We start from the raw sequence: 25773 nt of genomic DNA, 5'->3' as shown, positions 1-25773 counted from the left end.
CCGATGTCCGGGGTTCGGCTGAGAAGCCGGTCGGAGTGCCGCGCGCGGCCGTCATCTGCGCGCGGGCCGTGGAGCCGACCTGCGTCTCCATCTTTGATCGAGGGCTGGGCCTCAGCCTCCGTCGACCTGGACGATGGCGAATGCCAGATCGTTGAAACGCATCCCCCCGGCGATCTAACGGGTGCGCCGAGTGTGAGCCTGATGGAGACCGCCGCGAATAACGCGACCAGAAATCCCCGCTCGGCTCGAGGAACGGTTTTGCCAGCTTGACCGTAACTGGACCAATCGATCGCGATAGCGCGGCGAGAAGACCTAGGCGGTCCAGGCATGAAGCGCGCTCCATTCCGCATCACGATCTGTATCAACGGCGACCGGCGCATCCTCCTCGCGACGACTGAGCGAGAGGCTGCGCTCAAGGCCGAATCCGTTCTTCGACGCTATGACACGTCCCCCGGCGGTGCGGGCTTCGTCATCGAAGCGTCGGACTTTCAGGCTCGCGCGCGCCTAGCGGCCTATCTGGCCGACGTCGCCCTCGAGACGGAAGCCGCGTGATCGGCCTCAGGATGACGGCGTCGTACAACGAGGTCCCGTTCGTACTGGGAGCCGCGGGCGTGCGATCAGTCGAGATCATCGACGGCGGCGACACGCTGGCGGTTCGATTGCGCTCGCCCGACGACAGTGAGTTCTGCGTCCTGCTGCCGATCGGCGTCGTGGGCGACCTCCTGTTCCAGATCGCGGATGTGGTGAGCCGCAGCCATGACCCACGCTCGTGACCGAAACAATACCCGCGTAGACGAAAGCGATGACCCAGTGCTCGACGCGGTCGCGGTCCTTCAGTGTCACGGCTACACGGTTGAACCGGATGACGACTTCGCCCGCTGGCGGATCGATGGCGGTGACTGGATCACGCTGAGCGCCCTGCTCGCGATGGCTTTGCGATTGGGTTTGAGGGACGGGCCGGGGCGAGCACAGTAACCCTTGCCGGAGAAGGCGCGATACTGACCGCTTTCGGTAAGCGCCGATGGCATTCCGCCCGATCGGATCGGCTCGCGTGCGGACGGAGTGCCTCGGGTCGATTTCAGGTGACCTATTTCCAGGCCGCGCCTGCGGCCCGTGGGATCCCGCGGCAGCGCGGTTGCGCTGTCGGAGGGTTCGGGCACCCAGAGGTCACCGCGATGTTCCTCGACACCCTCTTCGGCACCGGCCGCGACCTGACCCTCTGGCAGGAATGTGCGCGCGCCGTGCTCATCTTCGCTTACGGGCTGCTGCTGATGCGGCTCTCGGGCCGGAGGACCTTCGGCAAGTGGTCGGCGCTCGATATCGTCGTGTCGATCATGCTCAGCTCCTCCCTCAGCCGGGCCTTGACCGGAAGCGCGCCGCTGTTCGGCACGATGGCGGCGAGCACGATCCTCGTGCTGCTCCACTGGCTGCTGGCGCAGGGCGCGACGCGGTCCTCGCGTCTGGCGCGGCTCGTCGAGGGTGCGGCGATCGATCTGAGCCGCGGCGGACGGCTCGACGAAGCCGCCTGGCTGCGCCAGTCGGTGAGCGCGGCGGATCTCGCGGAGGCGCTGCGGCAGGCGGGAATCGACAGCGTCGGCGAGACCGCCCGGATCACCCTGGAGCCCAGCGGCAAGATCACGGTGAAGCGGGCGAGCTGAGCCGGCGTCAGGTCCGCGCGAGGCGGCTCAGCACGTCGGCCAGGGTCAGCGTGAACAGGATCGCCGACCAGAACAGGCCGCAGGCGGCCGTCAGGCGGATCAGGGCCGGGGCCCGGACGAGGCGCATGAACAGGAGGGCCACGAGACCGGCCTGCGTGGCGGCGACGGCGAAGCTCACCGCCGGGTTCCAGGCGCCCAGCGGCGCGTAGGCGAGCGCGCAGCCGACCGCCAGCAGCGCCATCAGGCCGAGCCAGACCGGCAGCACGCGGCGCCAGATCGCGCCCGCGGAGACGGGGGCGCTCATCCCGCGCGCCCCACGAGGTAGAGGGCCGGGTAGAGGAACAGCCAGACCATGTCGACGAACCCCCAGTAGAGCGTCGCGACCTCGACCTGCGGGCTTCCGGGCAGGCGCCCGGGGTCCCGCCAGCCGATCCGGACCAGCCGCGCGACGAGGCCGACGCCGATCATCAGGTGGAGGCCGTGAATGCCGGTCGACAGCCAGTAGAAGCCGAAGAACAGCTGCGTGGCGGGCTCCTTGAGCTTGAAGGCCGCTCCCGGCACGAGGTGCTCGGCGATGTCCTCGCGATACTCCAGGCCCTTCACGGCCAGGAAGGCGAGGCCGAGGAGCGCGGTCGCCGCGAGGCACCACAGCGTCAGGCGGCGCAGGGACGGGTGGTCGGAGGCGCGCGAGGCGACGGCGGCGGTCAGCCCGCTGGTCAGGAGGATCGCGGTGTTGAGGGTGCCGTAGACGATGTTCGTCTCCCGGGCCGCCTGCGCGAAGGCCTCGGCGTGCTCCAGCCGCACGGCGGCGTAGAACAGGAACAGGGCCCCGAAGAACAGCACCTCGCTGGCGATGAAGATCCAGATGCCGAAGGTTGCGCCGAAGCGCTGGGCGGACAGCGCCGCGTCCTCGGGGAGCTTCAGCCCGTCCCACGGTTCGCGGAGCAGGGCGTCGGGGGCGACGGCGGGATCGCTCATGTCAGCGAGCCCTGCGAGGGGACGCGCGGCTGGTCCTGGAGGGGGACCGCGCCCTCCGGGTGGTAGTTGTAGGGCTTGCCGAGCACGGCCGGTCGACCGACGAAGTTGTCCCGCGGCGGCGGCGAGGTGGTGCGCCACTCGAGGCCCGCGGCGTTCCACGGATCGTTCACCGCCCGCGCGCCGAAGAACAGCGACCACGTCAGATAGCCGAGCGGCATCAGGTAGGCCGCCGCCAGCACCGCGGCGCCGGAGGAGGAGAGCACGTTCCAGACCTGGAATTCCGGCGGGTAGACGTGGTAGCGTCGCGGCATGCCGAGGTAGCCCGCGATGAATTGCGGGAAGAAGGTCAGGTTGAAGCCGAAGAACATCAGCACGGCTGAGAACTTCGCCCAGGTCTCCGGGTACATTCGACCGGTGAATTTCGGCCACCAGAAGTGCAGCCCGGCGAAGTAGGCCGAGACGGTCGCGCCGACCATGATGTAGTGGAAGTGCGCCACGACGAAATACGTGTCCTGCACGTGCACGTCGATCGGGATCGAGGCGAGGAACAGCCCCGTCAGGCCGCCCACCGTGAACAGGCCGATGTAGCCCAGCACGTAGAGCATCGGCGACTCGAACCCGACTTGCCCGCGATAGAGGGTGGCGGTCCAGTTGAACACCTTGATCGCCGAGGGCACGGCGACCACGAAGGACAGGAACGAGAAGATCAGGGCCGCGTAGGGCGACATGCCCGAGGTGAGCATGTGGTGGCCCCAGGTGAAGAAGCCGATCACCGCGATGGCCACGAGCGCGTAGACCATGAACTCGTAGCCGAAGATCCGCCGCCGCGCGAAGCAGGTGATCACCTCCGAGACGATACCCATGCCCGGCAGGAGCATGATGTAGACGGCCGGGTGCGAGTAGAACCAGAACAGGTGCTGGAACAGGATCGGGTCGCCGCCCTTCGCGGGGTCGAAGATCGGCAGGCCGAGGCTGCGCTCGGCCACGACGAGGAGCAGCGTCAGGGCCAGCACGGGGGTGGCGAGCACGAAGATCAGGCTCGTCGTGTACATGGCCCAGACGAAGAGCGGCAGACGGAACCACGTCATCCCCGGCGCCCGCAGCAGGTGCGTGGTCGCGATGAAGTTCACCCCCGTGGCGATGGTCGAGAAGCCGGAGACGAACACGCCGAGCACGCCCACCGTGACGGCGGTGTTGGAGAAGGTGGTGGAATAGGGGACGTAGAAGGTCCAGCCGGTGTCGATGCCGCCCGCCACGACGGCGGCGGCGGTGATCAGCCCGCCGACGACGTTGAGGTACCAGCTCGCGAGGTTGAGCTTCGGGAAGGCGAGGTCCCGCGCGCCGATCATCAGGGGCAGCAGGAAGTTGCCGAACGTGGTGGGGATCGACGGGATCAGGAAGAACCACACCATGATCACGCCGTGGAGCGTGAACAGCTTGTTGTAGGTGTCGGCGCCGACGAGGTCGGCCTGGGGCGTGAACAGCTCCAGCCGCACCATCGTGGCGGCCGCGCCCCCGATGAAGAAGAACAGGGTCACCGACAGCGCGTAGAGGATCGCGATGCGCTTGTGGTCGGTGGTCGTGAGCCACGATCCGAGCGTGCTCCCGGCCGCGAGGTAGCTCTCGGGCAGGCCGAGGGCCAGCTCGTCCGGGTCGGCGAGGCTGAGGGGGCTCTGCGCGACGCGGCTGCTCATGCGCGCTCTCCTGGTCGCCGGGACGGGGTCACGGCCGCACCGCCGGTCCGGCGGGGGCCGGGGTGTCGGAGACGGGGGCGCCCGGCACCATGGCGGGGCTGCGGGCGGGCGCGGTGCCCGGAACCCGCGACGACAGGGGCGGCAGGCCGGGCGTGCGGATCACCCGCGGGCCCGCGCCCAGCGAGCGGATATAGGCGGTGAGCTCCTGGATCTCCCCGTCCGACAGCAGGCCGGCGTAGCTCGGCATGACCGGCGCGTAGCCCGCCACGATGTCCCGGGCCGGCTGGAGGATCGAGTCGCGGATATAGGCCGCGTCGACCGTCGCGCGCTTGTCTCCCGCGAGCTGCACCGCCTGCCCCCAGATGCCGGCGAGGCTCGGGGCGTGGACCGACGAGCCCGGGGCGTGGCAGCCCGAGCAGCCCCGGGCCGAGAACAGGCGCTCGCCCTGGTGGGCGAGGTCGTCGCCCTCCGGCTGGGCCGAGAGCCAGGACGCGTAGTCCTGCGGCTCCATCACGATCACCCGGCCGAGCATCCGGGCGTGGTCGGTGCCGCAATATTCGGTGCACATCAGCTGGAACGTGCCGGTCTTGGTGGCCTGGAACCACGCCTCGGTCGTCTGATCGGGCACCGCGTCGCGCTTCAGCCGGAAGGCCGGGATGTAGAAGGAGTGGATCACGTCCTGCGAGGTCAGGACGAGGCGCACCGGCGCGTTCACCGGCACGTGCAGCTCGTTGATCTCGCGGGCGCCGTTGGCGCTCTGCGCCTTCCACATCCACTGCTTGCCGACGATGTGGACCTCGAGCGCGTCCTTGGGCGGCGAGAAGGCGGTGATCTCGGCCGACGCAGCCCACCAGAAGATGAAGACGAACACGAACAGCGTGGCGGCGGTCCAGCCGATCTCGAACTCGCGGGAGACCACTTCCGGCAGCGGCCCGCGGTCGGCCTTCGACCCCCGCCGGTAGCGGATCGCGAAGGTCACCACGAGGCCGACCACGAGGAGCACGATCAGCGCGGAGATGATCGTGAGGCCGATGAAGATCCGGTCGACCTTGGCGGCCTGCGTCGAGGCCGCCACCGGCATCAGCCAAGCGGGCAGGAGGGATTCCATCAGCGCTCCCCCTCGGAGGCGGCGCGCTGCGCGCTGCCGGGCTGCCCGTCGGGGGAGGGCAGGGCGCCCGAGGCGCCGCCCCGGCTGCCGAGAGGGGGCACCCGCTCGGGCTGGAGGGGCGCGGCGAAGCCGGCATCGCCCTGCGCTGCGAGGCGGGCCATCGCCGCGTCGACCGGCATGCGGGCGATGCCCTTCTCGCGGTCGATCCAGGCATAGCCCGTGAGCCGCGCCTTCTGCTCCCTCAGGAAGGCGTCGAGGTCGCGCGCCGGGGCACGCTGGAGGCGGGGCTCGGGGACATCGCGCGGCGGCCGCATCAGCGGCAGGGACACGGTGCGGGTGTAGTAGACGCGCAGGCCCGCCAGCGTCGCGCCCACGAAGACCACGATGAACAGGCCGGTCAGCAGCACCGGGCGCAGGGCCAGGACGGGCGCCTCCGTGCCGGGGCGGGCATGGCCGACCGCGTCGTCGTGGACGCCGGTGTGGAGCTGGCCCTCGGCCGGAGGCACCGGTCGGTCGGATGCTCGGTCAGGCGCTCGGTCAGGCGCTCGGTCAGACATGGCGCGGCCTCCCGGCGGCGCGGATGCGGGCGACGCGGCGGCCGACCGGCCGCGAGGCGGAGGCGAGCAGGGCGAGGCCCGGCACGGCGAAGAGGGCGGCGAGCCCCGCATCCGCGCCGTAGGCCGGGAGCACGTACCACGCGAGGTGCAGGGCGATTCCGACCAGCACGAGGAGCCCGACGACCCGCAGGGCGGCGGCGCTCCGGCGCAGCCTCGCGAAGAGCAGGGCCGCGAAGGGGAGGATCCCGCCGAGCGCGACGGCGGCGGCGAGCACGGCGACCCAGGCCCCGGTGCCGCGCGTCAGGTACCACGCCGCCTTGGCGGGCAGGTCGCCGTACCACGCGACGATGTAGGACATCAGGCCGAGGTAGAGGACGCCGAGCAGGCTCGCGAGGATCAGCCCGGCGAGGTCCGCGGCGCGGGCCTCGTCGAGCCCCGGCGGGCTCGCGACAGCGGCCCAGGCGAGGCCCGCCAGGATCTGGTGCAGGGCGATCCCCGCCGCGAAGGCGGACGAGGTGAAATGCGGCTCGACCGAGAGGATCCAGTCCACGGCCACGAGGCTGATCGTGAGCCCGTAGAAGCTCAGGCCCAGAGCCGCGACCAGCGGCCCGCAGCGCCCGGCGAGGTAGAGGAGGGCGAGGGCCGACCAGCCGGCGAGCGCGAGCGTCGCCCGCAGGTCGAACAGGGCCGGATCGAGATAGAGCCGGGCGACGTCCGGCTTCACCCTCCCTGCCTCGGCCGCCCAGGGATAGAGGGCGGGCAGGCCGAGCGCGACGCCGAGGAAGGCCAGGCCGGCGAGCGGCACCAGGGCGGCGGCCGGGCGCAGGGCGGGGGCCAGGGCCTCGCCCCAGCGTCCGCCGGTCACGCCGTGGATCAGCATCAGGACGAGGCTGCCCACCGGCACCGCACTCCAGACGAGCCACGCGACGAGCCAGCCCCGGGCGAGGGCGTCCATCATGGCAGGTGCTCCGCGAGGCCCGGCACCGCCGCGACGCGGGCTCCCTGGGAGAGCTGCAGCGCGCGGATGTAGGCGGCGATCGCCCAGCGGTCGCGGGGCTCCACGCGGTTGGCGTAGGGGTACATCACCCCGTAGCCTCGGGTGATCACGTCCACGAAGTACCGGGCGGGCGCCGCGCGCAGGCGATCCTCCTGGTAGGAGGGCGGCGGCGGAAAGCCCCGCTGCACGACCATGCCGTCGCCCGCGCCGGTATAGCCGTGGCAGGGGGTGCAGATCGCCTCGTAGCGCTCCCGGCCCCGGGCCAGCAGGGCCGCGTCGAGATGCGGCGGCGTGGCGAGACCGTCCGCGACGGCGAGGTCACCCTGAGCCACCGTTCCATCGGGCGGCGTCTGCGCCTCGGCGCCCCCGGGAAAGAGCGGCGCCTTGCCGTAGACTTCGTAGCGGTTCTGCACCCGCATCGACTGGTCGTCGCAGGCCGCGAGGCACAGGGCCGGCAAGGCGGCGAGGAGGAGGGCGGTCCTCATGCCCGCAACTCGGACACGAGGACCGCGCCGGCCTCCTCCAGCCGCAGCCGCAGCGCTGCGGGCTCGGCTTTCGGCGCGACGAGGAGCAGGAAGCGGTCCTGGCTCGCCCGCTCGAACTGCGGCATGTCGTGGACCGGGTGGTTGAGCCGCGGCAGGCCGCAGGCCCAGAGCATCGCGGCGAAGCCCGCGACGGCCGCCGCCAGCACTCCGAACTCGAACGGCACCAGGGTGAAGACCGGCCACGAATGGAGCGGCCGGCCGCCGGAATTCAGCGGGTAATCCACGACCGCGCTGTACCATTGCAGCCCGTACATCGCGGCCGCCGCGCCGAACCCCGCCACGGCCATCACGAACCGCACGGGGTTGCGCGCGGGCGGGAGCGCGCCGGACAGCTCCTCCAGCGGGAAGGGCGTGTAGGCGTCCAGCGGCCGGTGGCCGTCGCCGCGCACGAGGCGCAGGGCCCGCACCAGGGCGTCGGGGGTCTCGAACTCGGCGAGGAGCGGCGCGCTGCTGGAGGCACTCATGCGGCGGCTCCCGCCTCGTGGCTGAGCTGCCGGACCTCGTGCATCGAGACCGCGGGGAAGATCCGAACCAGCACCAGGAAGCCGAGCACGAACAGGCCGAGGGGCCCGAACAGGATCGCGAGGTCGTAGAGACTCGTATGGTAGGTGCGCCACAGGCTCATCGCGTGGCCGTGCGAGAGCGTGTTCCACACGATCAGGATGCGCTCGAACCACATCCCGACATTGATCACGACCGCGATCCCCGCGAGCACCCAGAGGTTGCGGCGCGCGAACGGGAACCACAGGGCCTGCGGCACGACGCAGTTGCAGGCGATCAGGGCGTAGTACAGCCAGCGGTAATCACCCGCGAAGAAGTAGCGCACGACGTCCCGGTCGGGATGCTCGCCCCCGTACCAGGCGGTGAACCATTCGGTGGCGTACGACAGGGTCATCACCACGCTGGCGAAGAGCATGACCTTGCCCATGACGTCGAAATGGGCCGGCGTGATCACCGCCTGGAGGTTCAGGCCCCAGCGGACGAAGATCGCGATCATCACGACCATCGCGAAGCCCGAATACATGGCACCGACGACGAAGTAGGGTGGGAAGATGCTCTCCTGCCAGCCGGGCATGAGGCTCGCGGCGAAGTCGAGGCCGACGATCGAGTGCACCGAGCAGACCAGCGGAACGGCCAGCGCCGCCATGGTCTTGTGGAAGGTCTCGTAGACCTGCCAGTGCCGGGCGGAGTTGCGCCAGCCGAGCGCCAGGGCGCCGTAGATCACCTGGCCCCGCCGGGTCGTGGCCCGGTCGCGCATCGTCGCGAGGTCGGGCAGCAGGCCGGTGAACCAGAACAGGGCCGAGAACAGGATGTAGCTGAGGATCGCCCAGAAATCCCACACCAGCGCCGAGCGCCATTGCGGCCAGAGATCCATGGTGTTGGGGTAGGGCGCCAGCCAGTAGGCGTAGAGCGGCCGCCCGAGATGGATGATCGGGAAGATGCCGGCGATCCCGGCGGCGAACAGGGTCATCGCCTCGGCGAAGCGGTTGATCGAGGCGCGCCAGCGCTGGCGCGTGAGCAGCAGCATCGACGAGATCAGCGTCCCGGCATTGCCGATGCCGATCCACCACACGTAGTTGGCGATGGAGAAGCCCCAGACGACGGTGGTGTTCACCCCCGACAGGCCGATCCCCACGGTGAGCACCGCGCCGACGGCGCCGAGCGTCACCAGCACGAAGGGCAGGGTCGCCAGCAGGGCGTAGACCCAGAGCCGGCCCGGTCCCCGTTTCTGGATCGGGTCGGCGATCGCCGCCGAGATCGCGCCGTGGCTGAGCTGCGCCGGGGCGATCCAGCGATGGGCCTGCGGGTCGCCGCTCATGTCCGGCCCCTGAGGTCGGGGTTCGGGGCGCGGAGATCCGCGAGGTAGGTGGTGCGGGGGCGCGTATTCAGCTCCTCCAGCAGGGCGTAGTGCCGTGGATCCTGCCGCAGGCCCAGGACCGGGTCGCCGGGCCGAGCGAGGTCGCCGAAGGTGATCGCGCGGGTCGGGCAGGCGGACTGACACGCGGTGGCGACGGCCCCCATCGGCCGCCCGTCGCGCGCGGCGTCCTGGCGCGCGTTGGCAATCCGCTGGACGCAGTAGGTGCACTTCTCCATCACCCCCCGGGCGCGGACCGTGACGTTCGGGTTGCGCTGCGCCTTGACGCTCTCGACGCCCATGGTCGCGTAGGGCTGGCCGTCGGCGTAGCCGAAGAAATTGAAGCGCCGGACCTTGTAGGGGCAGTTCGCCTCGCAGAAGCGCGTCCCGACACAGCGGTTGTAGACTTGGAGGTTCAACCCCTCGCCGTCATGGACCGAGGCCGCCACCGGGCAGACCGGCTCGCAGGGCGCGTGCTCGCAATGCATGCACGGCACCGGCTGGAAGCCGGCATTCACCGCCTCGGGCGTCCCGGAATCGTAGAGGTCGACCCTCAGCCAGTGCATCATCCGGCCCCGGGCGATCTCCTCCGGCCCGACGACGGGCACGTTGTTCTCGGACTGGCAGGCGACGACGCAGGCGTTGCAGCCGATGCAGGCGTGGGTGTCGATCACCATCGCCCAGGCATGGCCGTCCGCGTCGCCTGTCCAGGGGGTGAGCAGGGTCGGCCGGTCGTCGCCGATGCCCTCGGGCTCTGTGTCCTTCAGGTCCGCCAGCGCGATCTGGCGGAAGAGCTTCCGGGTCTCGCCCTCGATCTGCGTGTAATTCTGGGTGCGCAGCACCTCGCCCGGGCGGTCGAGCTGTTCGACGCTGACGCCCGCCAGCAGGCGCGGCGACGCCGCCGTGGCGAGGCGATAGCCGTCCGTGCCGATGCCGTTGCCGATCGCTCCGGCGCGGGGGCGCCCGTAGCCGAGCGTCAGGGCGCCGGCCCCCTCGGCGACGCCGGATTCGACCGCGACCAGCGCCTCGATGGTCCGGCCGTCCATCCCGAGGCGCACCACGTCGCCGGCCGCGAGACCGCGACGGGCGGCCTCCGCCACCGAGAGGGCGAGCGCGTTGCCCCAGACCTGCTTCGAGACCGGCTTCGGGCATTCCTGCAGCCATGCATTGTTGGCGTAGCGGCCGTCGTAGAGGCAGGGATCCGCTCGCAATTCGACTGCGAGGCCGGTGACGGGCCGGCGCGCCGGCAGGGTCGGGAGCCGCGCCGCGCCGGGGGCGACCGACAGGGCCGCGCTGGCGGGGATCACGCCGTCGTGCAGGGCCCGGCGCCACCAGCCCTCGAAATCGTCCCCGCCCCGGTCGCGCCACGTCGCGCGCACGAGGTCGTAGCCGGCGGTGGCGGCTTCTCCGGCGAGGAGCGCCAGGATCTCGTGGACCGAGCGCCCGCCGTAGAGGGGCCGCACCAGCGGCTGGACGAGGCTCGCCGTGCCGTCCGGCGCGCGCAGGTCCGACCAGCTCTCGAGCTCGTGCGCCAGCGGCAGGTGCCAGTGTGTGACGCCGGCGGTCTCGTCGCCGTGTGTCCCGGCATGGACCGAGAAGCCGGCCCGGCCGATCCGCTCGGCCAGGGCGAGGTCGGCGGGCGCCGTGTGGACCGGGTTGCAGCCGAGGATCGCGAGGCAGGTGACCGCGCCCCGATCGAGATCCGCCGCCAGGGCGGCGAGATCGGCGGGCGCCGCCTCCTCCGGCGGCAGATAGGCGACGGGTGCCTCGAGCCGCCCGTTGATCCAGTGGCCGAGGGCGTGAAGCTCCGGCGCGAGGGCGCCGCCCACGAGGACCAGGGCGCGGCCCTCCGCCCGCGTCAGGTCCGCCGCCACCGCGTCGGCGAACCGCGCCGTCTCCGGCGGCAGATCGGGCACGGGGAGCCCCGCGCCCAGCCCGTTGGCGATCGCGGCGAGCAATCCTCCCGCGTCGCGGGGCGACAGGGCGTGGCGGGCATCGGCCTTGATGCCGCTCTGGGTCAGCGCGGTCTCGGCCACGTAGAGCCGCCCGAACCGCGCTGGATCCCGGCGGCGCTCCATGAAGGCGCGGCTGAAGCGGATCTGGTCCGGCCCGGGCCCGAGCGGGTCGGCGCCGACGCAGAGGATCGTCTCGGCCCGGCCGGGATCGGACAGCGTCCGGTAGCGGCGGCCGAACGCGAGATCGGCGCCGCGCAGGGCCGCCGTGTCGTCCAGGGGCTCGTGGACGTGCCAGCGCGCCTCCGGCAGCGCCGCCAGCAGGGCCGCGATCTGGCGGGCCAGGGTCGGCGAGGTGACGCGTCCGGTGAGCAGGCGCAGCCCCCTGCCATTCTCCCGGCGCGCCTGCGCCAGGGGCGCGGCCAGGGCCCGCTCGGCCATGTCCCACGAGGCGATGCCGGTCTCCCGCTCGGTCACGGTGCGGGAGCGGTCGGGATCGTAGAGGTCGAGGATCGCGGCTTCCGCGAAGACGTCGGTGGCGCCGAGGCTGGCGGGATGGAGCGGGTTGCCCTCGATCTTGATCGGCCGCCCGTCCACCGCGATGGCGTGAACGCCCCGCGCCCAGCCGCCGAGGGAGAGCGCGGTGGCGTAGCGGACCGGCACGCCCGGCAGCAGCCGCTCCGGCTGGACCACGTAGGGCACCAGCTCCTCGGAGGGTTTCGCGCAGGCGCCGAGCCCCGCCGCGATGCCGGCGGAGAGCAGGCCCAGGGCCGTGCGGCGGGTCGGCGGGGTCAGCGGTGGCATATGGAGCACTCGCTGAGCCGGTCCGGCGACTTGACGTGATAGGCCTCGGCGAGCCGCGCCCCCGCGGCCTTCTGATCGGGCGGCGGCGTCCACGTCACGTCGAACACCGCCTCGCGGGGGCGCAGGTTGGGGCCCGGGTTCCGGTGGCAGTCGAGGCACCAGCCCATGGTGAGCGGTGCCACCTGCCGCACGAGCTTCATGGTCTGGATCGGCCCGTGGCAGGTGGTGCAGCCGACGCCCTTCGCCACATGCACCGCGTGGTTGAAGTAGACGTAGTGCGGCAGGGTGTGGACCTTGCGCCATTCGAGGGGGCGCCCCTCGGCGAGGCTGGTGCGCACGGGGGCGAGCATCGGCGCGTTGGTCCAGATCTGCGAGTGGCAGCTCATGCAGGTCTCGGTCGGCGGGATGCCCGGGAAGGCGGCCTTCTCCACGGAGGTGTGGCAGTAGCGGCAATCGATCCCGAGGCCGCCCACGTGGTGTTCGTGGCTGAACGGCACCGGCTGCTCGCGGGTCACGTCCTGCTGGGTGGCGTAGGGCGAGCGCCAGTAGGCGTAGGCGAGGCCCACCCCGAAGACCGGCGCGGCGGCGAGGGACACGAGGACCAAGCGGGCGACGGCGTCGGCGCCCGGTCGGAAGATCTGCACCATTCCGCGCGTCCGCCTCCGCGAGACATCGGATCCGTCGGTCGGTCGAGGTCTAGGGGAGGCCGGCGGGCCTGGCCTCGATCTATGTTTGTCTCGTCGGAGAACGCGGGCTCGATCTCGGGCGGCAGGCGTTCGGGCAAGACGGGCTCGGCTGGGTCGACGCGCGCAGAGGCCGCCTCCGGTCGGACCGATCGGTCGGGTCCGCCGACACCCGGGTCGAGCGAACGACATCTGACGAAGGCGATTGTTTTCTCGAGGGCCGCCGAGATCCGGTCCCCGACAGGCCTTTCGCCGGAGTGTCATGAACGCCGAAGCCGCATCGAACCTCCTGCGTCGACCCGGCCCGCCCGCGCCCGTGCCGCACGTCGATCCCCCGCGGGCCTCCGATCCGCGCTTCTCTGCGGTGGTGCCCCACCACGCCCGCCTCGTCTCGCTCTACGATCAGGCGACGTTCAGCGAGGGCCCGACGTGGTGGCCCGCGCGGGACATCCTGGTCTGGTCGGACATCGAGGGCCGCCGGGTGCTGGGCTGGCATCCGGACGGCTGCGTCCGCGTGGTGATCGACGCCACGCCGTTCATCAACGGCAACACCGTCGATGGGGACGGCAACCTGATCCATTGCGAGCACGGCAACCGCCGCCTGTCGCGCACCACGCCCGACGGGCGCACCACGCCGTTGGTCGAGACCTACGCGGGCCGCCGCTTCAACGCCCCGAACGACGTGGCCTGCGCCGCCGACGGCGCCCTGTGGTTCAGCGATCCCGCCTACGGCCTGCGGCAGCCCAAACAGGGCGTGCTCGACGAGTCGGAACTCGGCCATCACAGCGTCTACCGCTTCGACCCCGCCGACGGCAGCCTGCGGCGCATGGCCGACCTCGGCCAGCCGAACGGGCTCGCCTTCTCGCCGGACGGCCGCATCCTCTACGTCAGCGACACCTCGCGCACGGAGGGCGGGGACGGGCACACGATCTACGCCTATCCCCTGCGGCCCGACGGAGACCTCGGCGAGCGGCGCGTCCTCGCCCAGGTCGAGCCCGGCGTGCCGGACGGGCTCCGCGTCGATCGCCGCGGCTGGGTCTGGACGAGTTCGGGGGCCGGGGTGCAGGTCTTCTCGGCCGAGGGCCATCGTCTCGGACTGATCCCGACGCCGCAGGCCTGCTCGAATTGCTGTTTCGGCCCGGACGAGCGGCGCCTGTTCATCACCGCGAAGGAGCACCTCTACGCCATCGACCTGGCCGGCGGGTGAGGGCGCCGCGCGTCGCGGCCACCTCACGGGAACGTCAGAACGCCCGCGCATCCGGCAGGAACGCCCCCGGCGACCGCCGGTTAGCCCGTGACACAGGGCGCGACGCAGCGCGCCGAGTCAGGAATCCCGGCGCAGGTACCGAGGCGCGCCCCCCTCCGCAGGGACGCGCGGCCGCGCGGGATCGAGGAGCACCCCCATGGCCGACGCCGTCGCCGACTTCTTCTGGAAGCGCCTCGCCGAATGGGGCGTCAAGACGATCTTCGGCTACCCCGGGGACGGGATCAACGGGCTCCTCGGCGCGCTCCAGCGCAACGACCTGCCCTTCGAGTTCATCCAGGTCCGCCACGAGGAGATGGCGGCGTTCATGGCCACCGCCTACGCCAAGTTCACCGGCGAGGTCGGCGTGTGCCTCGCCACGTCCGGCCCCGGCGCGACGCACCTGCTCACCGGCATGTACGACGCCTATTCGGACCACGTCCCCCTGCTCGCCATCGCCGGCCAGCAGGCGCGCAACGTCAACGGGGCGCATTACCAGCAGGAGCTCGACCTCACGAGCGTCTACAAGGACGTCGCCGCCTACGTGCAGCAGGCGGCGAGCCCGGCCTCGGTCCGCCACATCGTCGACCGCGCCATGCGCATCGCCAAGGCCGAGCGGAAGGTCGCGGCGATCATCCTGCCCAACGACCTGCAGGACGTCCCCTACGAGGCGCCGGTGCGCAAGCACGGCAACACCTTCTCGGGCGTCGGCTACACGATGCCGCGGGTCGTGCCCTTCGACGCCGATCTGCGCCGGGCCGCCGACGTGCTCAATGCCGGCAAGAAGGTCGCGATCCTCGTGGGCGCGGGCGCGCTGCACGCCACCGACGAGGTGATCGCGGTGGCCAACAAGCTCCAGGCCGGCGTGGCCAAGGCGCTGCTCGGCAAGGCGGCGCTGCCGGACGACCTGCCCTTCGTCACCGGCACGATCGGGCTCCTCGGCTCCAAGCCCTCCTCCGACATGATGGCCGAATGCGACACGCTGCTGATGATCGGCTCGGGCTTCCCCTGGGCCGAGTTCCTGCCCGAGGAGGGGCAGGCCCGCGGCGTGCAGATCGACATAGCCCCTGAGATGCTGTCGCTGCGCTATCCGATGGAGGTGCCGCTCTGCGGCGAGTCGGCCGAGACCCTCACCGCCCTGCTGCCGCTCCTGGAGCAGAAGAAGGAAGGCGGCGCTTGGCGCGCCGGCATCGAGAAGGGCGTCGCCTCCTGGTGGAAGGAGGCCGAGGATCGGGCCATGGCCAAGGCCGACCCGGTGAACCCGCAGCGCGTCACCTGGGAGCTCTCGCCGCGCCTGCCCGAGCGGGTGATCGTCACGTCGGATTCCGGCTCCTGCGCCAACTGGTACGCCCGCGACCTGAAGATGCGTCGCGGCCAGATGTGCTCGCTCTCGGGCGGCCTCGCCTCCATGGGCGCGGCGGTGCCCTACGCCATCGCCGCCAAGGTCGCCCATCCTGACCGGCCGGTGATCGCGCTGGTCGGCGACGGCGCCATGCAGATGAACAACATGGCCGAGCTGATCACGGTGGCGAAGTACAGGCACCGCTGGTCCAACAAGACCTGGATCTGCTGCGTGTTCAACAACGAGGACCTGAATCAGGTCACCTGGGAACAGCGGGTGATGGAGGGCAACCCGAAGTTCGAGGCGAGCCAGACCATCCCGAACGTGCCCTATCACAAGTTCGCCGAACTGATCGGCCTGAAAGGCATCTACGTGGACGATCCCGCCCGGGTCGGCCCGGCCTGGGACGAGGCGCTGGCGAGCCCGGTGCCGGTGGTGCTGGAGGTCAAGACGGATCCCGAGGTGCCGCCGCTGCCGCCCTTCTTCACGCTGGACCAGGTGAAGAACTTCATGTCGATGCTCGGCAAGGGCGACCCCAAGGAGCGTCACCTGCTCGCCGACACCGCCCGGCAGGTGCTGAGCTCGGTCCTGCCCGGCGACAGGAAGTAGGGCCGGGACCCGGTTCCGATCATGCGTGGTCAGGGTCCGCCGGATCCTGGTCCGGCCGAACGGTGAGCCTCCGGATCTCACTCGGCGGCCTGCTGGGCGCCTGCCTACCAGCGACCCGCCGCCTGGCGCTGGCGGAGCGCGCGCTCGTCCGCGCTCGGGGGTTTGGTGGCGAAACTGCCGGTCCGAACCGCCCCGTCCCGCGCGAGCATCGCGACGTGGACACCCTTCGGCGAGTGGGTCTGCTCGACCAGCGTCCAGGTGCGGGCCGCCGACGGGTCGTCCGCGTACCAGCGCTTGCCGCGACCGAGCATGACCGGGAAGGTGATCAGGACCATCCGGTCGATGAGGCCCGCCGGGAGCAGCGCCGGGTAGAGCATGCTGCTGCCCTGGATCAGGAGGTCGGGCCCGTCGCTCTCCTTGAGGCGGGAGATCGCCGCGACAGGATCGCCAGCGAGCCGGAAGCTGTTGTTCCAGCCGAGCGCCCCGTCGGACGCGGTCACGACATGCTTGCGGATCGCGTTGAAGGTCTTGCCGATGGGCTGATCGGCGTTGTGCGGCCAGTAGGCGGCGAAGATCTCGTAGGTCCGTCGACCGAGAAGCAGCTCGTAAGCGCCTCCGAGCAGCTTGCCCATCGGCGCGGCGAGGGATGCGTCGAAGTACGGGAAGGTCCAGCCGCCGTGCGCGAAGCCGGTCTGATCCTCCTCCGGTCCGCCCGGCGCCTGGATCACCCCGTCGAGGGACTGGAAGAGGGAGCCGGTGATCTCACGCATGGGCCGAGTCTCCGCGGATGGCGGCCTCGATCCGGGCGATGTCGATCCGGCGCATGGTCATCATGGCCTCGAACGCGCGCCGGGCCGCTTCCCTGTCGGGGTGGCTGTTGGCGCGCAGGAGCGCGCGCGGGGTGATCTGCCAGGAGAAGCCCCAACGGTCCGTGCACCAGCCGCACTGGCTCTCCGCACCGCCGTGGCCCACGATGGCGTCCCAGTACCGGTCGGTCTCTGCCTGATCCTCGGTCAGCACCATGAAGCTGACCGCCTGATTGGCCCGGAAGGCGGGGCCGCCATTCAGGCCGATGAACGGCCGGCCGAGCACCGTGAACGCGACCGTGAGTTCGTCGCCCGCGGACCCGCCGGGGAAATCCGATGGGGCGTTCATGGGGGCGCCGACATGGCTGTCGGGGAAGGTCGCGGCGTAGAATTCCGCGGCCCTGCGGGCTTCGCCGTGGTCGAACCACAGGCAGGTCGTCAGCGTGTCGCTCGCCATCGCCGCCTCCCTCACGACGCGTGCCGCGGGCCGGCGAGGCCGAGCCGGTTGCCCGCGGGATCGGCGATGTTGGCCGCGTAGCTGCCACCGGGGATCGGGTCCGGCCCCTGGAGGACCGTGCCGCCCAGATCCCGGACAGTCGCGAGCGCGCCGTCGATGTCGGCCACGTGGACGTACCAGTTCCACCGGGCCGGCGTGCCGGTGGCCGCGCTCGACATCACCGCGCCGGGGCGCAGGTCGCCCCGCCCGATGAAGGCGTACTCGCCCATGTCGCCCATCGGCATGGCCCCGAGCTTCTCCCAGCCGAAGAGCGCGCCGTAGAAGGCGAGGGCCGCCGCGGGATCGGGAGTGGCGAGCTCGATCCAGACGCCGTGGCCGCGGGTCCGCTCCGTGCCGAGGGGTACCGGCCCGAAGGCCCGGCTCGCGCCGGGATTGGCCGGATCCATCACGGCGAAGATCACGCCCTGCGGGTCGCTCACCATGGCGAAGCGGCCGACATGGGGGATGTCGACGGGTCCGAACGGGACCGCGCCACCGAGTTCGACCGCGCGGGCCGCCACGGCGTCGACGTCCCGCGTCGCGAGGTAGATCGCCCAGCCGGGAAGGCCGGGCGCCTCGGGCATCGACCGGCGGATCCCGGCCACGGGCACCCCGTCGGCCTCCGCGATCCGGTAGCCGCCGTGCTCGGGCATCGGCGACGGCGCGACGCGCCAGCCCGCGACCGCCTCGTAGAAGGCCTGTGCGGCGTCCGGGTCGGTTCCGTTCAGCTCGAACCAGATGGGTGTCCCCTCGGCGGGTGGCATCGGGCGCTCCTCCGTGACAATCGGCGCTACGGCCGCTCCGCGGCGCCCCCTCCGGCCCCGCTTTGCCCAGGCTCGCACTCTCGGTTACACAAAGCAACCATGAAGTCAGAAAAAGTAACTGTTTCGGCGTCCGGGCCGCGCGAGCGCGTCTACGACGACGCCTGCGGCACGGCCCTCGCGCTGGAGTTCATCGGCGAGCGCTGGTCGCTGCTGATCATGCGCGAACTGGTCTACGGCCCGCGCCGCTTCGGCGAGATCCGGGCGAACCTGCCGGGGATCAGCGCGAACGTGCTGACGCAGCGGCTCGAGAGCCTGGAGGCTGCGGGCATCGTCCTGCGCTACCGGCTGCCGTCGCCGGCCAACGTGCAGGTCTACGATCTCACCGACTGGGGCCGCGACGCCGCGCCCCTGATGCGCGACCTGGGCCGCTGGGCCGCCCGCTCGCCGCGGCACGACCCGAGCCTGTTCATGTCGGCGGCCTCGGCCATGATGTCGCTCCAGGCCCTGGTCGATCGCGGGCGCGCGGCGGCGCTGTCGGCGACGGTCGCGTTCCACTTCCCCGGCGAGGATTTCGTCGCGACGGTCGCCGGCGGCGAGATCCGCGTGCGCCGGGGCGTCGCGGAGGCGCCCGACCTCGCCTTCACCGGCGACACGCTGGCGCTGCGCCGCACGATCTACGGCAAGGCGCCCCTGGACCGGGACGGCGCCGGCGGCACGCTCGCCGTCGCGGGGGCGGTCGACCTGGCGCGGTCCTTCATCGACCTCTTCACCCTGCCGGCCAAGGCGGGCTGAGGCGCCCGTCGCGCGGGCGCGACGGCCTCCTCGAACGGGCGGACCAGCCCGGGATCGCACCGGGCCGCGCTCAGGGGCGCCGGCCAGCGCGGGTCGGGGCCGGTTCGGCGCTCACCATGACCCGACGCGCCGGACCCGTCACTTGCGCAGCGGCACGCCCTTCGTGGTGAAGCGCTGACCGCCCGGACGGTACACGGGTCGCGGCTGGCCGCCCGAGCGGCCCGCGCCGGCCCCGGTTCCCGGCGGCTGCGAGAACGGCACGAGCTGGTCCGGCCGCGGCCCGATGAGATCGGCGCGGCCCATCTCCCGCAGGGCCTCGCGCAGCAGCGGCCAGTTCTCGGGGTCGTGGTAGCGCAGGAACGCCTTGTGCAGCCGTCGCTGGCGCAGCCCCTTGATCGCCTCGACCGGCTCGCTGCCGCCGCGGCGCACGCCCCGCAGGGGGTTGATCTCGGTGTGGTACATCGCCGTGGCGGTCGCCATCGGCGAGGGCAGGAACGTCTGGACCTGGTCGGCGCGGTAGTTGTTCTTCTTGAGCCAGAGCGCGAGGTGCATCATGTCCTCGTCGGTCGTGCCCGGATGCGCCGCGATGAAGTACGGGATCAGGTAGTACTTCTTCCCCGCCTCCTTGGCGGCGGCGTCGAACATCTCCTTGAAGCGGTCGTAGGTGCCGATCCCCGGCTTCATCATCTTGTCGAGGGGGCCGCGCTCGGTGTGCTCGGGCGCGATCTTCAGGCGGCCGCCGACGTGGTGGGTGACGAGCTCCTTGATGTATTCGGGACTTTTGACCGCGAGGTCGTAGCGCACGCCCGAGGCGACCATCACCTTCTTGACGCCCTTCACCTCGCGGACCTTGCGGTAGAGCCGGATCAGGTCGTCGTGCGACGTGTTCAGGTTCGGGCAGACGTCCGGGAAGACGCAGGAGGGCAGCCGGCACGCCGCCTCGATCTTCGGGTCCTTGCAGGCCATCCGGTACATGTTGGCGGTCGGGCCGCCGACATCCGAGATCACGCCCGTGAAGCCCGGGGTCTTGTCGCGGATCCGCTCGATCTCGCGCAGGATCGAGCCCTCCGAGCGGTTCTGGATGACGCGGCCCTCGTGCTCGGTGATCGAGCAGAAGGTGCAGCCGCCGAAGCAGCCGCGCATGATCGTCACCGAGAACTTGATCATGTCCCAGGCGGGAATCTTCGCGTCGCCGTAGGACGGGTGGGGCGCGCGGGCGTAGGGGAGGTCGTAGACCGCGTCCATCTCGTCGCTGGTCAGCGGGACCGGGGGCGGGTTGAGCCACAGGTCGCGGTCGCCGTGGCGCTGGACGAGGGGGCGCGCGTTGCCGGGATTGGCCTCCCGGTGCAGGACGCGCGAGGCGCGGGCGTAGGCCTCCTTGTCGTCCTTGACCTGCTCGTAGGCGGGCAGCCGGATCACGGTCTCGCCCGGCCGGCGGGTCGCGGCCTCGTCCGTCGAGTCGAGGTCGTCGGCGGGCAGCTCGGTGTAGTGGGCGGGCACGCGGCGGAACAGGGCGACGCCCCGGATCGCGTCGAGCTGGTGCGGCGCCTCGCCGGCCGCGAGGCGGTTCGCCACCTCGACCACGGCGCGCTCGGCGTTGCCGTAGATCAGCAGGTCCGCCTTGGCGTCCGCCAGGATCGAGCGGCGCACCTTGTCGGACCAGTAATCGTAGTGCGCGATGCGCCGCAGCGACGCCTCGATGCCGCCGAGCACGACCGGCACGTCCTTGAAGGCCTCGCGGCAGCGCTGCGTGTAGACGATGGTGCAGCGGTCCGGGCGCCGGCCGCCCTCGCCGCCGGCCGTGTAGGCGTCGTCGTGGCGCAGCCGCCGGTCCGCCGTGTAGCGGTTCACCATCGAATCGAGGTTGCCGCCGGTGACGCCGAAGAACAGGTTCGGCTTGCCGAGTGCCTTGAACGGCTCCGCCGACTGCCAGTCGGGCTGCGCGATGATGCCGACCCGGAAGCCCTGCGACTCGAGCAGCCGGCCGATGATGGCCATGCCGAAGCTCGGGTGGTCCACGTAGGCGTCACCCGTCACCAGCACGATGTCGCAGGACTCCCACCCGAGGGCCGCCATCTCGGCGCGGCTCATCGGCAGGAACGGCGCCGCAGGCCCGCGCGGCGACGGCGTGCGGACGGGGGGCGCCAGGGGGCGGTCGGCGGTCGCTTGCAGTTCCATGATGCCCCTGCATAGGCCTCCGGGGCCGCGATCTCAACGAATGGCAGGGCGGCGATGGCCGCGGCCGTGCCGCCGGAGGGCGCCCTGCGCCGATCCGGCGCAGGGCGGGAGCGCCCGCGGGCCGCCGCCAGGGCCAGTCAGGTTCCGCGCGCGATCATCTCGCGGATGCGGGCGGCCAGGGCCTCCACGGCGAACGGCTTGGTCAGCACAGCCATGCCGGGCTCGAGACGCCCGTCGCCCGGCAGCGCCGACTCGGCGAAGCCGGTGATGAACAGCACCTTCAGGTCCGGTCGGCCGACGCGCGCGGCGTCCGCCATCTGGCGCCCGTTCATGCCGCCGGGCAGACCGACATCCGTGACGAGCAGGTCGATCCGCGCGCCCGACTGCAGCACGCTGAGCCCGCCCGCGCCGTCCGCCGCCTCGATCGCCGTGTAGCCGAGGTCGCTCAGCACGTCCGTCACCAGCATGCGCACCGTCGGCTCGTCGTCCACGATCAGCACGGTCTCGCCCGCCTCGGCCGGCGCCATCCGGCCTCTGCCCGGGTCGGGCCCGTCCGCGTCCGCCTCGCCGAAATGCCGCGGCAGGTAGATGCACACATTCGTGCCCCGGCCGACCGTCGAGTTGATCCGGACCTGTCCGCCCGACTGCTTGGCGAAGCCGTAGATCATCGACAGGCCGAGGCCGGTGCCCTCGCCCATCGGCTTGGTGGTGAAGAACGGATCGAACGCCCGGGCGACGACCGCCGGCGGCATGCCGGTGCCGGTATCCGACACGCACAGCGACAGGTACGGCCCCTCCGGCATGTCCTGCGCCTCGGCCCGCTGCCGGTCGATCCAGCAATTGTCCGTCTCGATGGTGATCCGGCCGCCCTCCGGCATCGCGTCCCGCGCGTTGATGCAGAGGTTCAGGAGCGCGTTCTCCAGCTGGGACGGGTCCGCCAGGACGGTCCAGAGCCCGTCCGCCCCGACGTGCCGCACCTCGACGCTCGGCCCGACCGTGCGCTGGATCAGGTCGAGCATCCCGCGGACGAGCCGGTCGGCGTCGATGGCCTTGGGCGCCAGCGTCTGGCGGCGCGAGAACGCGAGCAGGCGGTGGGTCAGGGCCGCGGCCCGCCGGGCGGCCCCCTGGGCGGCGGCGATGTACTTGCCGACATCCTTCGACCGGCCCTGGGCGATGCGGGCCTCGATGAGCTCCAGCGAGCCCGAGATGCCCGCCAGCAGGTTGTTGAAGTCGTGCGCCAGCCCGCCGGTGAGCTGGCCCACCGCCTCCATCTTCTGCGACTGGCGCAGCGCCTCCTCCATGCGCGCCCGCTCCTCCCCGGCCTGCCGCAGACGGTCGGCCGCCGCCCGGAGATCGCGCGTCCGCTCCTCGACGCGGGCCTCCAGCGACGCGTTGAGCTGGCGGATCTCGTCCTGCGTGCGGCGCTGCCGGTAGGCCGCGAGGGCCAGCAGCGCGGTGGCGAACAGGCCCCCGCCGCAGACGAGCCAGATCTCCGGCAGCGCCGAGCCGCGCCGGGGCGAGACGCGCTGCGCGAACGCGACGGTCCAGGTGCGGCCGCCGAGCTCGAGATGCGCCTCGCGGGTCAGGCGCCCCGCCCCGGCGGCGGGGACCCGCGCGGACCGGTGCAGCAGGTTCGCCTCGCTCGGCGCGCCGTCGTAGATGGCGAAGGCCGCGTCCTCCTCGGCCTCGGCCGCCACGATGCTGTTGAACAGGTCGTCGGCCCGGAAGGCGCCGAACACGAAGCCCAGGAAGCGCCGGCGCCGGTCTTCGAGGTCGGGCGGCACGGCGCCGCCGGCATAGACCGGCATGGCCACGAGGAAGCCCGCCTGCTTGTTCGCGTCGATCTCCTGCACGAGCTGGATCCGCGCCGAGGCGGCCGGCCGGCCGGTGTCCCGGGCGCGCTCGACCATGTCGCGCCGCACCGGGTCGGACATCACGTCGTAGCCGATGGCGGCGAGGTTGCGCGGGTTCGGCGGCTCGGCGAACAGGACCGGGCTGATCATCGGGTTGTCGGTGGGCGGCCGCACCCGGAACTTCTCGACGCCCAGCGCCTCGGCGCGCGCGGCGAAGGTCTCCCGCGCCGAGGCGGGCAGGGTCGGCGTGAAGCCGATGCCGAGGAAGCCGGGATAGAGGCGCTGCAGCTCGATCCGCTGCACGTAGGCCCGGAACTGGGCCAGCGTGACGGTGTCGTCCTCGGCGGCGAACAGGCCGGCGGCGCCGCGCAGGAGGGCCGTGTAGGTGCGGAACTGGTCCTCGACGGTGCGCAGCTCGATCTCGGTGGCGTGCTCGAAGGTCAGGCGCTCGCGCAGCGCCGCCGCCTGCCACGTGAGGGCGGTGCTGACCCCGGTCGCGAGCAGGCCGGCGGCCAGGATCGCGGGCGCGATCCACCGCGCCGCGCCCGCCCCCCGGCGGGCCGCGCTCGCATCAGGACCCTGCGATGAGGAGAGGTGGGGCAAAGGGCGAGACCGGACTTCGACAGCGGCCCGTCAAAGCAGGCATGCGCCGGGATGCAAGCCCATGGTGGCGTCACCGGGGCGGATTCGCGCGCCGCGGCAGCCCCGGCGACGGCCGCCGGCCGCGCGCGGCTCTCAGGGCGCGCGGCACGCCATCGCGGTCGCGGCCTCGATCACGCTCAGCGCCCGGCGCCGCACCTCCAGCGCCGCGTTCGGGCTGTCCGAGACGGCGGAGGCCTCGCGCTTCAGCGCCGCGTCGCAGGCGCACGAGCGGTATCCCGCCGTGTCGTAGCAGGCGTCGTGGCGCATGCACGCCGCATCGAGGGCGTCGGTCGGCGGCAGCCCCTCGCCGCGCTGCCCCGTGCCGCAGTAATTGCCGTGGAACAGCTCCTTGCCGGCGATGACCCGGCCCAGGTCGCCCTTCGGCGGTGCCGGCGCCTCGGCCCGGCCGCTCGGGTTGAGGTCGTTGGCCGGCCCGCCCGCCTTCGACCCGGAGGAGCGCAGGGCCTTCGGGATGCCGGAGCGCTCGCCCGGCTCGTTCAGGGCCTCGCCGGCCCGGCCGTTCGGGTCGGAGATGTCCGGGAGCGGCGGGGGCGGTCCCGGGCGGGGCTCGCCCGGCTCGACGGTGGCGGCGGGCAGGCCCCGGACGTCCTGCACGTCTTGCTGGACGCTCTGGACACGTTGAGGATCGCGGACATCCTGCGCCCTGGACGGGTGCGGGCAGGCGACGAGCAGCAGCCCGAGCGTTGCGAGGAGAGACGGTCTCACGGTTGGCCCCCGATTCAGCGGCCCCTCAACTCAAAGCTCGGCTTTCCCGTTCCGGAATTTCGTCCACCCCGGTTACGGGGCCCTGTACGCGCGTCGCGCGGCCGGGGGCGGCACCGGGCTGTTCGGTGCCGTGCGCGGGCGCACGGGTGTCTGGCTGGCGGGTCGGGCCGCGTGTTGGACCGCGGGTTGGCCGATCCCACATCTCGAGGAACGCGGCCGGGCTGATCCCGGCGACAGATCTGAGCTGGACCGCCGCCATGACCTCTCGTCTACTGATCGGCGCCCTGATCGGGATCGGCCTCTCCGGGCCCGCCCTGTCCGGGCCCGCCCTGGCGCAGAGCTTCACGGCCCCCGCCGGCATCCCGGCCGTCACGGCTCCCGGGGGCCTCCAGGGCCGCGCGGCGGTCGCGGATCCGCGCACGGCGCCGGACGGGCGCGCCGGTATTCTCGACGCCGGCGGCAGACGCCCGCCGACGGTCGGAATCGCCGATCCGCGCCGCCCGCATCGCGAGCGCTAGGGCGCTCCGCGCCGGAGCCCCACTGGTCAGTCCCGGTCGGGCTCGTCCGGCGCCTCGGTCGTCGCGGCGGGCGCGCCGAGGGCGCGCGAGACCGCGGCGGCGCCTCTCCGCACCCGCTCGCCGATCGCGCGCAGCTTCTCGTCGGACAGCCGGTGCGTCGGCCCCGACACCGAGATCCCCGCGATGGCCTCGCCGTGGACGTTGAGGATCGGGGCGGCGACGCAGCGCATCCCGATGCTCCGCTCCTCGTCGTCGATCGCGTAGCCCCGGCGGCGGGTCGCCTCGACGTCGTCGCGCAGCTGGTCCAGCGAGCCGATGGTCTTGTCGGTGAAGCGCGCGAAGGTCCTCCCCCGGAACAGGCGCTCGGTCCGGGCCGGCGCGTAGGTGCTCAGCAGCGCCTTCCCGATGCCCGACGCGTGCAGCGGCGACAGGGATCCCGGCGGGAAGAAGGCGCGGATCGTCTCGTGGGTCTCCACCTGGCTGACGAACAGGACGTTGCCGTCCTTCTCGACGCCGAGATTGGAGGTCTCGCCGGTCTCCTGCATCAGCGTCCACATCATCGACCGGCTCCGCTCGACGACGTTGTGGCGGCGCAGGAAGGCCGATCCGAGCCGGTAGGCCTCCGCACCGACGTGCCACTCCTGCTTGTCGGCGCTGATCTCGACGAGTCCGCGGCGCTCGAGCGTCGCGAGGACCCGGTGCATGGTCGCGACGGATTGCTCGAGCCTCCCGGCCAGTTCGGAGAGCGTCAGCCCGTCGCCGCCCGCCAGAACGTCGAGGACATCGAGGGCGCGGTCGAGCGCCTGGATGGTCGCCGTGGGCTTGGCGCCGCCGAACCCTTTCGGCCGCCCGCGCCGCCGGTTTCCCGTATCCATGGCGTCCTCGCCCCTCCCGGTCCCCGCCTTCCGTAGAGTGGAAAATTTTTTCTCTCAACGGAAAAAGATAAGCCTCTGCCGCGACGCGCGTTTTCAGG

General features: G+C 72.0%; 26 protein-coding genes. 8 read left to right on the top strand and 18 right to left on the bottom strand.

The window, feature by feature from the left end; translation table 11 throughout:
* Positions 1 to 327 precede the first annotated feature (327 nt).
* From J3A75_RS35095 to J3A75_RS35080, 4 genes are all read left to right on the top strand, one after another.
* Positions 328 to 552: a hypothetical protein gene (locus J3A75_RS35095; RefSeq protein ID WP_012329946.1), complete on the top strand. Its 225-nt coding sequence runs from the start codon at positions 328 to 330 to the stop codon at positions 550 to 552.
* Complete coding sequence (locus J3A75_RS35090; protein ID WP_244413340.1) at positions 549 to 773, top strand: hypothetical protein; 225 nt, start codon at positions 549 to 551, stop codon at positions 771 to 773. The genes J3A75_RS35095 and J3A75_RS35090 overlap by 4 nt, the downstream gene beginning before the upstream one ends.
* Positions 757 to 975: a hypothetical protein gene (locus tag J3A75_RS35085; protein ID WP_012329944.1), complete on the top strand. Its 219-nt coding sequence runs from the start codon at positions 757 to 759 to the stop codon at positions 973 to 975. The genes J3A75_RS35090 and J3A75_RS35085 overlap by 17 nt, the downstream gene beginning before the upstream one ends.
* Before the next feature lie 200 nt (positions 976 to 1175).
* The gene (locus tag J3A75_RS35080; protein WP_209651298.1) at positions 1176 to 1658 is read left to right on the top strand and encodes a DUF421 domain-containing protein; all 483 of its coding nucleotides are present in this window, start codon (positions 1176 to 1178) and stop codon (positions 1656 to 1658) included.
* Between the two features lie 7 nt (positions 1659 to 1665).
* Here the strand turns inward: J3A75_RS35080 and J3A75_RS35075 are convergent, their stop codons facing one another.
* From J3A75_RS35075 to J3A75_RS35025, 11 genes are read right to left on the bottom strand one after another with little or no spacing between them, the layout of a single operon-like run.
* Entirely contained in the window at positions 1666 to 1962 is a 297-nt protein-coding gene (locus J3A75_RS35075) for a cytochrome C oxidase subunit IV family protein (protein ID WP_012329942.1), read from the bottom strand.
* Positions 1959 to 2636: a cytochrome c oxidase subunit 3 gene (locus J3A75_RS35070; RefSeq protein ID WP_012329941.1), complete on the bottom strand. Its 678-nt coding sequence runs from the start codon at positions 2634 to 2636 to the stop codon at positions 1959 to 1961. The genes J3A75_RS35075 and J3A75_RS35070 overlap by 4 nt, the downstream gene beginning before the upstream one ends.
* A complete protein-coding gene (locus J3A75_RS35065; protein ID WP_209651297.1) occupies positions 2633 to 4330 on the bottom strand; it encodes a cbb3-type cytochrome c oxidase subunit I in 1698 nt (565 codons plus the stop codon). Before J3A75_RS35065 ends, J3A75_RS35070 begins: the two co-directional genes overlap by 4 nt.
* A 28-nt stretch (positions 4331 to 4358) precedes the next feature.
* Positions 4359 to 5441: a cytochrome c oxidase subunit II gene (coxB, locus tag J3A75_RS35060; RefSeq protein ID WP_043074979.1), complete on the bottom strand. Its 1083-nt coding sequence runs from the start codon at positions 5439 to 5441 to the stop codon at positions 4359 to 4361.
* On the bottom strand, positions 5438 to 5995 hold the full coding sequence (locus tag J3A75_RS35055; RefSeq protein ID WP_209651296.1) for a hypothetical protein: 558 nt from the start codon (positions 5993 to 5995) through the stop codon (positions 5438 to 5440). Before J3A75_RS35055 ends, coxB begins: the two co-directional genes overlap by 4 nt.
* Positions 5988 to 6953 (bottom strand): hypothetical protein, encoded by a 966-nt coding sequence (locus tag J3A75_RS35050; protein WP_209651295.1) that lies wholly within the window; start codon positions 6951 to 6953, stop codon positions 5988 to 5990. The genes J3A75_RS35055 and J3A75_RS35050 overlap by 8 nt, the downstream gene beginning before the upstream one ends.
* Positions 6950 to 7477 (bottom strand): c-type cytochrome, encoded by a 528-nt coding sequence (locus tag J3A75_RS35045; RefSeq protein ID WP_029357819.1) that lies wholly within the window; start codon positions 7475 to 7477, stop codon positions 6950 to 6952. The genes J3A75_RS35050 and J3A75_RS35045 overlap by 4 nt, the downstream gene beginning before the upstream one ends.
* On the bottom strand, positions 7474 to 8001 hold the full coding sequence (locus tag J3A75_RS35040) for a DUF3341 domain-containing protein (RefSeq protein ID WP_116656538.1): 528 nt from the start codon (positions 7999 to 8001) through the stop codon (positions 7474 to 7476). The genes J3A75_RS35045 and J3A75_RS35040 overlap by 4 nt, the downstream gene beginning before the upstream one ends.
* Positions 7998 to 9356: an NrfD/PsrC family molybdoenzyme membrane anchor subunit gene (nrfD, locus tag J3A75_RS35035; RefSeq protein ID WP_024827457.1), complete on the bottom strand. Its 1359-nt coding sequence runs from the start codon at positions 9354 to 9356 to the stop codon at positions 7998 to 8000. The genes J3A75_RS35040 and nrfD overlap by 4 nt, the downstream gene beginning before the upstream one ends.
* Entirely contained in the window at positions 9353 to 12148 is a 2796-nt protein-coding gene (locus tag J3A75_RS35030) for a 4Fe-4S dicluster domain-containing protein (protein WP_209651294.1), read from the bottom strand. The genes nrfD and J3A75_RS35030 overlap by 4 nt, the downstream gene beginning before the upstream one ends.
* On the bottom strand, positions 12136 to 12795 hold the full coding sequence (locus tag J3A75_RS35025) for a cytochrome c3 family protein (protein ID WP_024827459.1): 660 nt from the start codon (positions 12793 to 12795) through the stop codon (positions 12136 to 12138). Before J3A75_RS35025 ends, J3A75_RS35030 begins: the two co-directional genes overlap by 13 nt.
* A 298-nt stretch (positions 12796 to 13093) precedes the next feature.
* On the opposite strand from J3A75_RS35025, the gene J3A75_RS35020 reads away from it, so the two are divergent.
* On the top strand, positions 13094 to 14038 hold the full coding sequence (locus J3A75_RS35020) for an SMP-30/gluconolactonase/LRE family protein (protein WP_127992982.1): 945 nt from the start codon (positions 13094 to 13096) through the stop codon (positions 14036 to 14038).
* Positions 14039 to 14234: 196 nt separating this feature from the next.
* Positions 14235 to 16025, top strand: coding sequence for a thiamine pyrophosphate-requiring protein (locus J3A75_RS35015; protein WP_012329930.1), 1791 nt, complete (start codon positions 14235 to 14237; stop codon positions 16023 to 16025).
* A 104-nt stretch (positions 16026 to 16129) separates the two neighbouring features.
* Here J3A75_RS35015 and J3A75_RS35010 read toward each other — a convergent pair whose 3' ends face one another.
* From J3A75_RS35010 to J3A75_RS35000, 3 genes are read right to left on the bottom strand one after another with little or no spacing between them, the layout of a single operon-like run.
* Positions 16130 to 16795 (bottom strand): dihydrofolate reductase family protein, encoded by a 666-nt coding sequence (locus tag J3A75_RS35010; protein WP_043074975.1) that lies wholly within the window; start codon positions 16793 to 16795, stop codon positions 16130 to 16132.
* On the bottom strand, positions 16788 to 17288 hold the full coding sequence (locus J3A75_RS35005; protein WP_029357825.1) for a VOC family protein: 501 nt from the start codon (positions 17286 to 17288) through the stop codon (positions 16788 to 16790). The genes J3A75_RS35010 and J3A75_RS35005 overlap by 8 nt, the downstream gene beginning before the upstream one ends.
* Positions 17289 to 17299: 11 nt before the next feature.
* Positions 17300 to 18091, bottom strand: coding sequence for a VOC family protein (locus J3A75_RS35000; RefSeq protein WP_043074974.1), 792 nt, complete (start codon positions 18089 to 18091; stop codon positions 17300 to 17302).
* Positions 18092 to 18190: 99 nt separating this feature from the next.
* Here J3A75_RS35000 and J3A75_RS34995 point away from each other — a divergent pair, with 99 nt between their 5' ends.
* On the top strand, positions 18191 to 18883 hold the full coding sequence (locus J3A75_RS34995) for a winged helix-turn-helix transcriptional regulator (RefSeq protein WP_029357827.1): 693 nt from the start codon (positions 18191 to 18193) through the stop codon (positions 18881 to 18883).
* Positions 18884 to 19021: 138 nt separating this feature from the next.
* Here J3A75_RS34995 and J3A75_RS34990 read toward each other — a convergent pair whose 3' ends face one another.
* The 3 genes from J3A75_RS34990 to J3A75_RS34980 form a co-directional block, all read right to left on the bottom strand.
* Positions 19022 to 21061: a YgiQ family radical SAM protein gene (locus J3A75_RS34990; RefSeq protein ID WP_209651293.1), complete on the bottom strand. Its 2040-nt coding sequence runs from the start codon at positions 21059 to 21061 to the stop codon at positions 19022 to 19024.
* A 137-nt stretch (positions 21062 to 21198) separates the two neighbouring features.
* The gene (locus J3A75_RS34985) at positions 21199 to 23517 is read right to left on the bottom strand and encodes a CHASE domain-containing protein (RefSeq protein WP_209651292.1); all 2319 of its coding nucleotides are present in this window, start codon (positions 23515 to 23517) and stop codon (positions 21199 to 21201) included.
* A gap of 132 nt (positions 23518 to 23649) precedes the next feature.
* On the bottom strand, positions 23650 to 24282 hold the full coding sequence (locus tag J3A75_RS34980) for a phospholipase A2 family protein (protein ID WP_012329923.1): 633 nt from the start codon (positions 24280 to 24282) through the stop codon (positions 23650 to 23652).
* 257 nt (positions 24283 to 24539) lie between these two features.
* Between J3A75_RS34980 and J3A75_RS34975 the strand changes: the two genes are divergently transcribed.
* Positions 24540 to 24800: a hypothetical protein gene (locus J3A75_RS34975; RefSeq protein ID WP_029357829.1), complete on the top strand. Its 261-nt coding sequence runs from the start codon at positions 24540 to 24542 to the stop codon at positions 24798 to 24800.
* Positions 24801 to 24826: 26 nt separating this feature from the next.
* On the opposite strand, the gene bhcR is transcribed toward J3A75_RS34975, so the two are convergent.
* Positions 24827 to 25675, bottom strand: coding sequence for an HTH-type transcriptional regulator BhcR (bhcR, locus tag J3A75_RS34970; RefSeq protein WP_029357830.1), 849 nt, complete (start codon positions 25673 to 25675; stop codon positions 24827 to 24829).
* Positions 25676 to 25773 lie beyond the last annotated feature (98 nt).

The organism is Methylobacterium sp. PvP105 (assembly GCF_017876975.1).
GTDB lineage: Bacteria > Pseudomonadota > Alphaproteobacteria > Rhizobiales > Beijerinckiaceae > Methylobacterium > Methylobacterium radiotolerans.
Note: the sequence above shows the minus strand (reverse complement) of the source record. Positions and strands in the feature narration are given on the sequence as shown.

Excerpts from the sequence above, each read along its gene's own strand:
- J3A75_RS35070 (WP_012329941.1), bottom strand. The coding sequence starts at position 2,636 with ATGAGCGATCCCGCCGTCGCCCCCGACGCCCTGCTCCGCGAACCGTGG.
- J3A75_RS35000 (WP_043074974.1), bottom strand. The coding sequence starts at position 18,091 with ATGCCACCCGCCGAGGGGACACCCATCTGGTTCGAGCTGAACGGAACC.
- J3A75_RS35030 (WP_209651294.1), bottom strand. The coding sequence starts at position 12,148 with ATGCCACCGCTGACCCCGCCGACCCGCCGCACGGCCCTGGGCCTGCTC.
- J3A75_RS35020 (WP_127992982.1), top strand. The coding sequence starts at position 13,094 with ATGAACGCCGAAGCCGCATCGAACCTCCTGCGTCGACCCGGCCCGCCC.
- nrfD (WP_024827457.1), bottom strand. The coding sequence starts at position 9,356 with ATGAGCGGCGACCCGCAGGCCCATCGCTGGATCGCCCCGGCGCAGCTC.
- bhcR (WP_029357830.1), bottom strand. The coding sequence starts at position 25,675 with ATGGATACGGGAAACCGGCGGCGCGGGCGGCCGAAAGGGTTCGGCGGC.
- J3A75_RS35025 (WP_024827459.1), bottom strand. The coding sequence starts at position 12,795 with ATGGTGCAGATCTTCCGACCGGGCGCCGACGCCGTCGCCCGCTTGGTC.
- J3A75_RS35095 (WP_012329946.1), top strand. The coding sequence starts at position 328 with ATGAAGCGCGCTCCATTCCGCATCACGATCTGTATCAACGGCGACCGG.
- J3A75_RS35080 (WP_209651298.1), top strand. The coding sequence starts at position 1,176 with ATGTTCCTCGACACCCTCTTCGGCACCGGCCGCGACCTGACCCTCTGG.
- J3A75_RS35055 (WP_209651296.1), bottom strand. The coding sequence starts at position 5,995 with ATGTCTGACCGAGCGCCTGACCGAGCGCCTGACCGAGCATCCGACCGA.
- J3A75_RS34995 (WP_029357827.1), top strand. The coding sequence starts at position 18,191 with ATGAAGTCAGAAAAAGTAACTGTTTCGGCGTCCGGGCCGCGCGAGCGC.
- J3A75_RS35045 (WP_029357819.1), bottom strand. The coding sequence starts at position 7,477 with ATGAGGACCGCCCTCCTCCTCGCCGCCTTGCCGGCCCTGTGCCTCGCG.
- J3A75_RS35085 (WP_012329944.1), top strand. The coding sequence starts at position 757 with ATGACCCACGCTCGTGACCGAAACAATACCCGCGTAGACGAAAGCGAT.
- J3A75_RS35075 (WP_012329942.1), bottom strand. The coding sequence starts at position 1,962 with ATGAGCGCCCCCGTCTCCGCGGGCGCGATCTGGCGCCGCGTGCTGCCG.
- J3A75_RS35015 (WP_012329930.1), top strand. The coding sequence starts at position 14,235 with ATGGCCGACGCCGTCGCCGACTTCTTCTGGAAGCGCCTCGCCGAATGG.
- J3A75_RS35040 (WP_116656538.1), bottom strand. The coding sequence starts at position 8,001 with ATGAGTGCCTCCAGCAGCGCGCCGCTCCTCGCCGAGTTCGAGACCCCC.
- J3A75_RS35065 (WP_209651297.1), bottom strand. The coding sequence starts at position 4,330 with ATGAGCAGCCGCGTCGCGCAGAGCCCCCTCAGCCTCGCCGACCCGGAC.
- J3A75_RS34975 (WP_029357829.1), top strand. The coding sequence starts at position 24,540 with ATGACCTCTCGTCTACTGATCGGCGCCCTGATCGGGATCGGCCTCTCC.
- J3A75_RS35010 (WP_043074975.1), bottom strand. The coding sequence starts at position 16,795 with ATGCGTGAGATCACCGGCTCCCTCTTCCAGTCCCTCGACGGGGTGATC.
- J3A75_RS34990 (WP_209651293.1), bottom strand. The coding sequence starts at position 21,061 with ATGGAACTGCAAGCGACCGCCGACCGCCCCCTGGCGCCCCCCGTCCGC.
- J3A75_RS35005 (WP_029357825.1), bottom strand. The coding sequence starts at position 17,288 with ATGGCGAGCGACACGCTGACGACCTGCCTGTGGTTCGACCACGGCGAA.
- J3A75_RS35050 (WP_209651295.1), bottom strand. The coding sequence starts at position 6,953 with ATGATGGACGCCCTCGCCCGGGGCTGGCTCGTCGCGTGGCTCGTCTGG.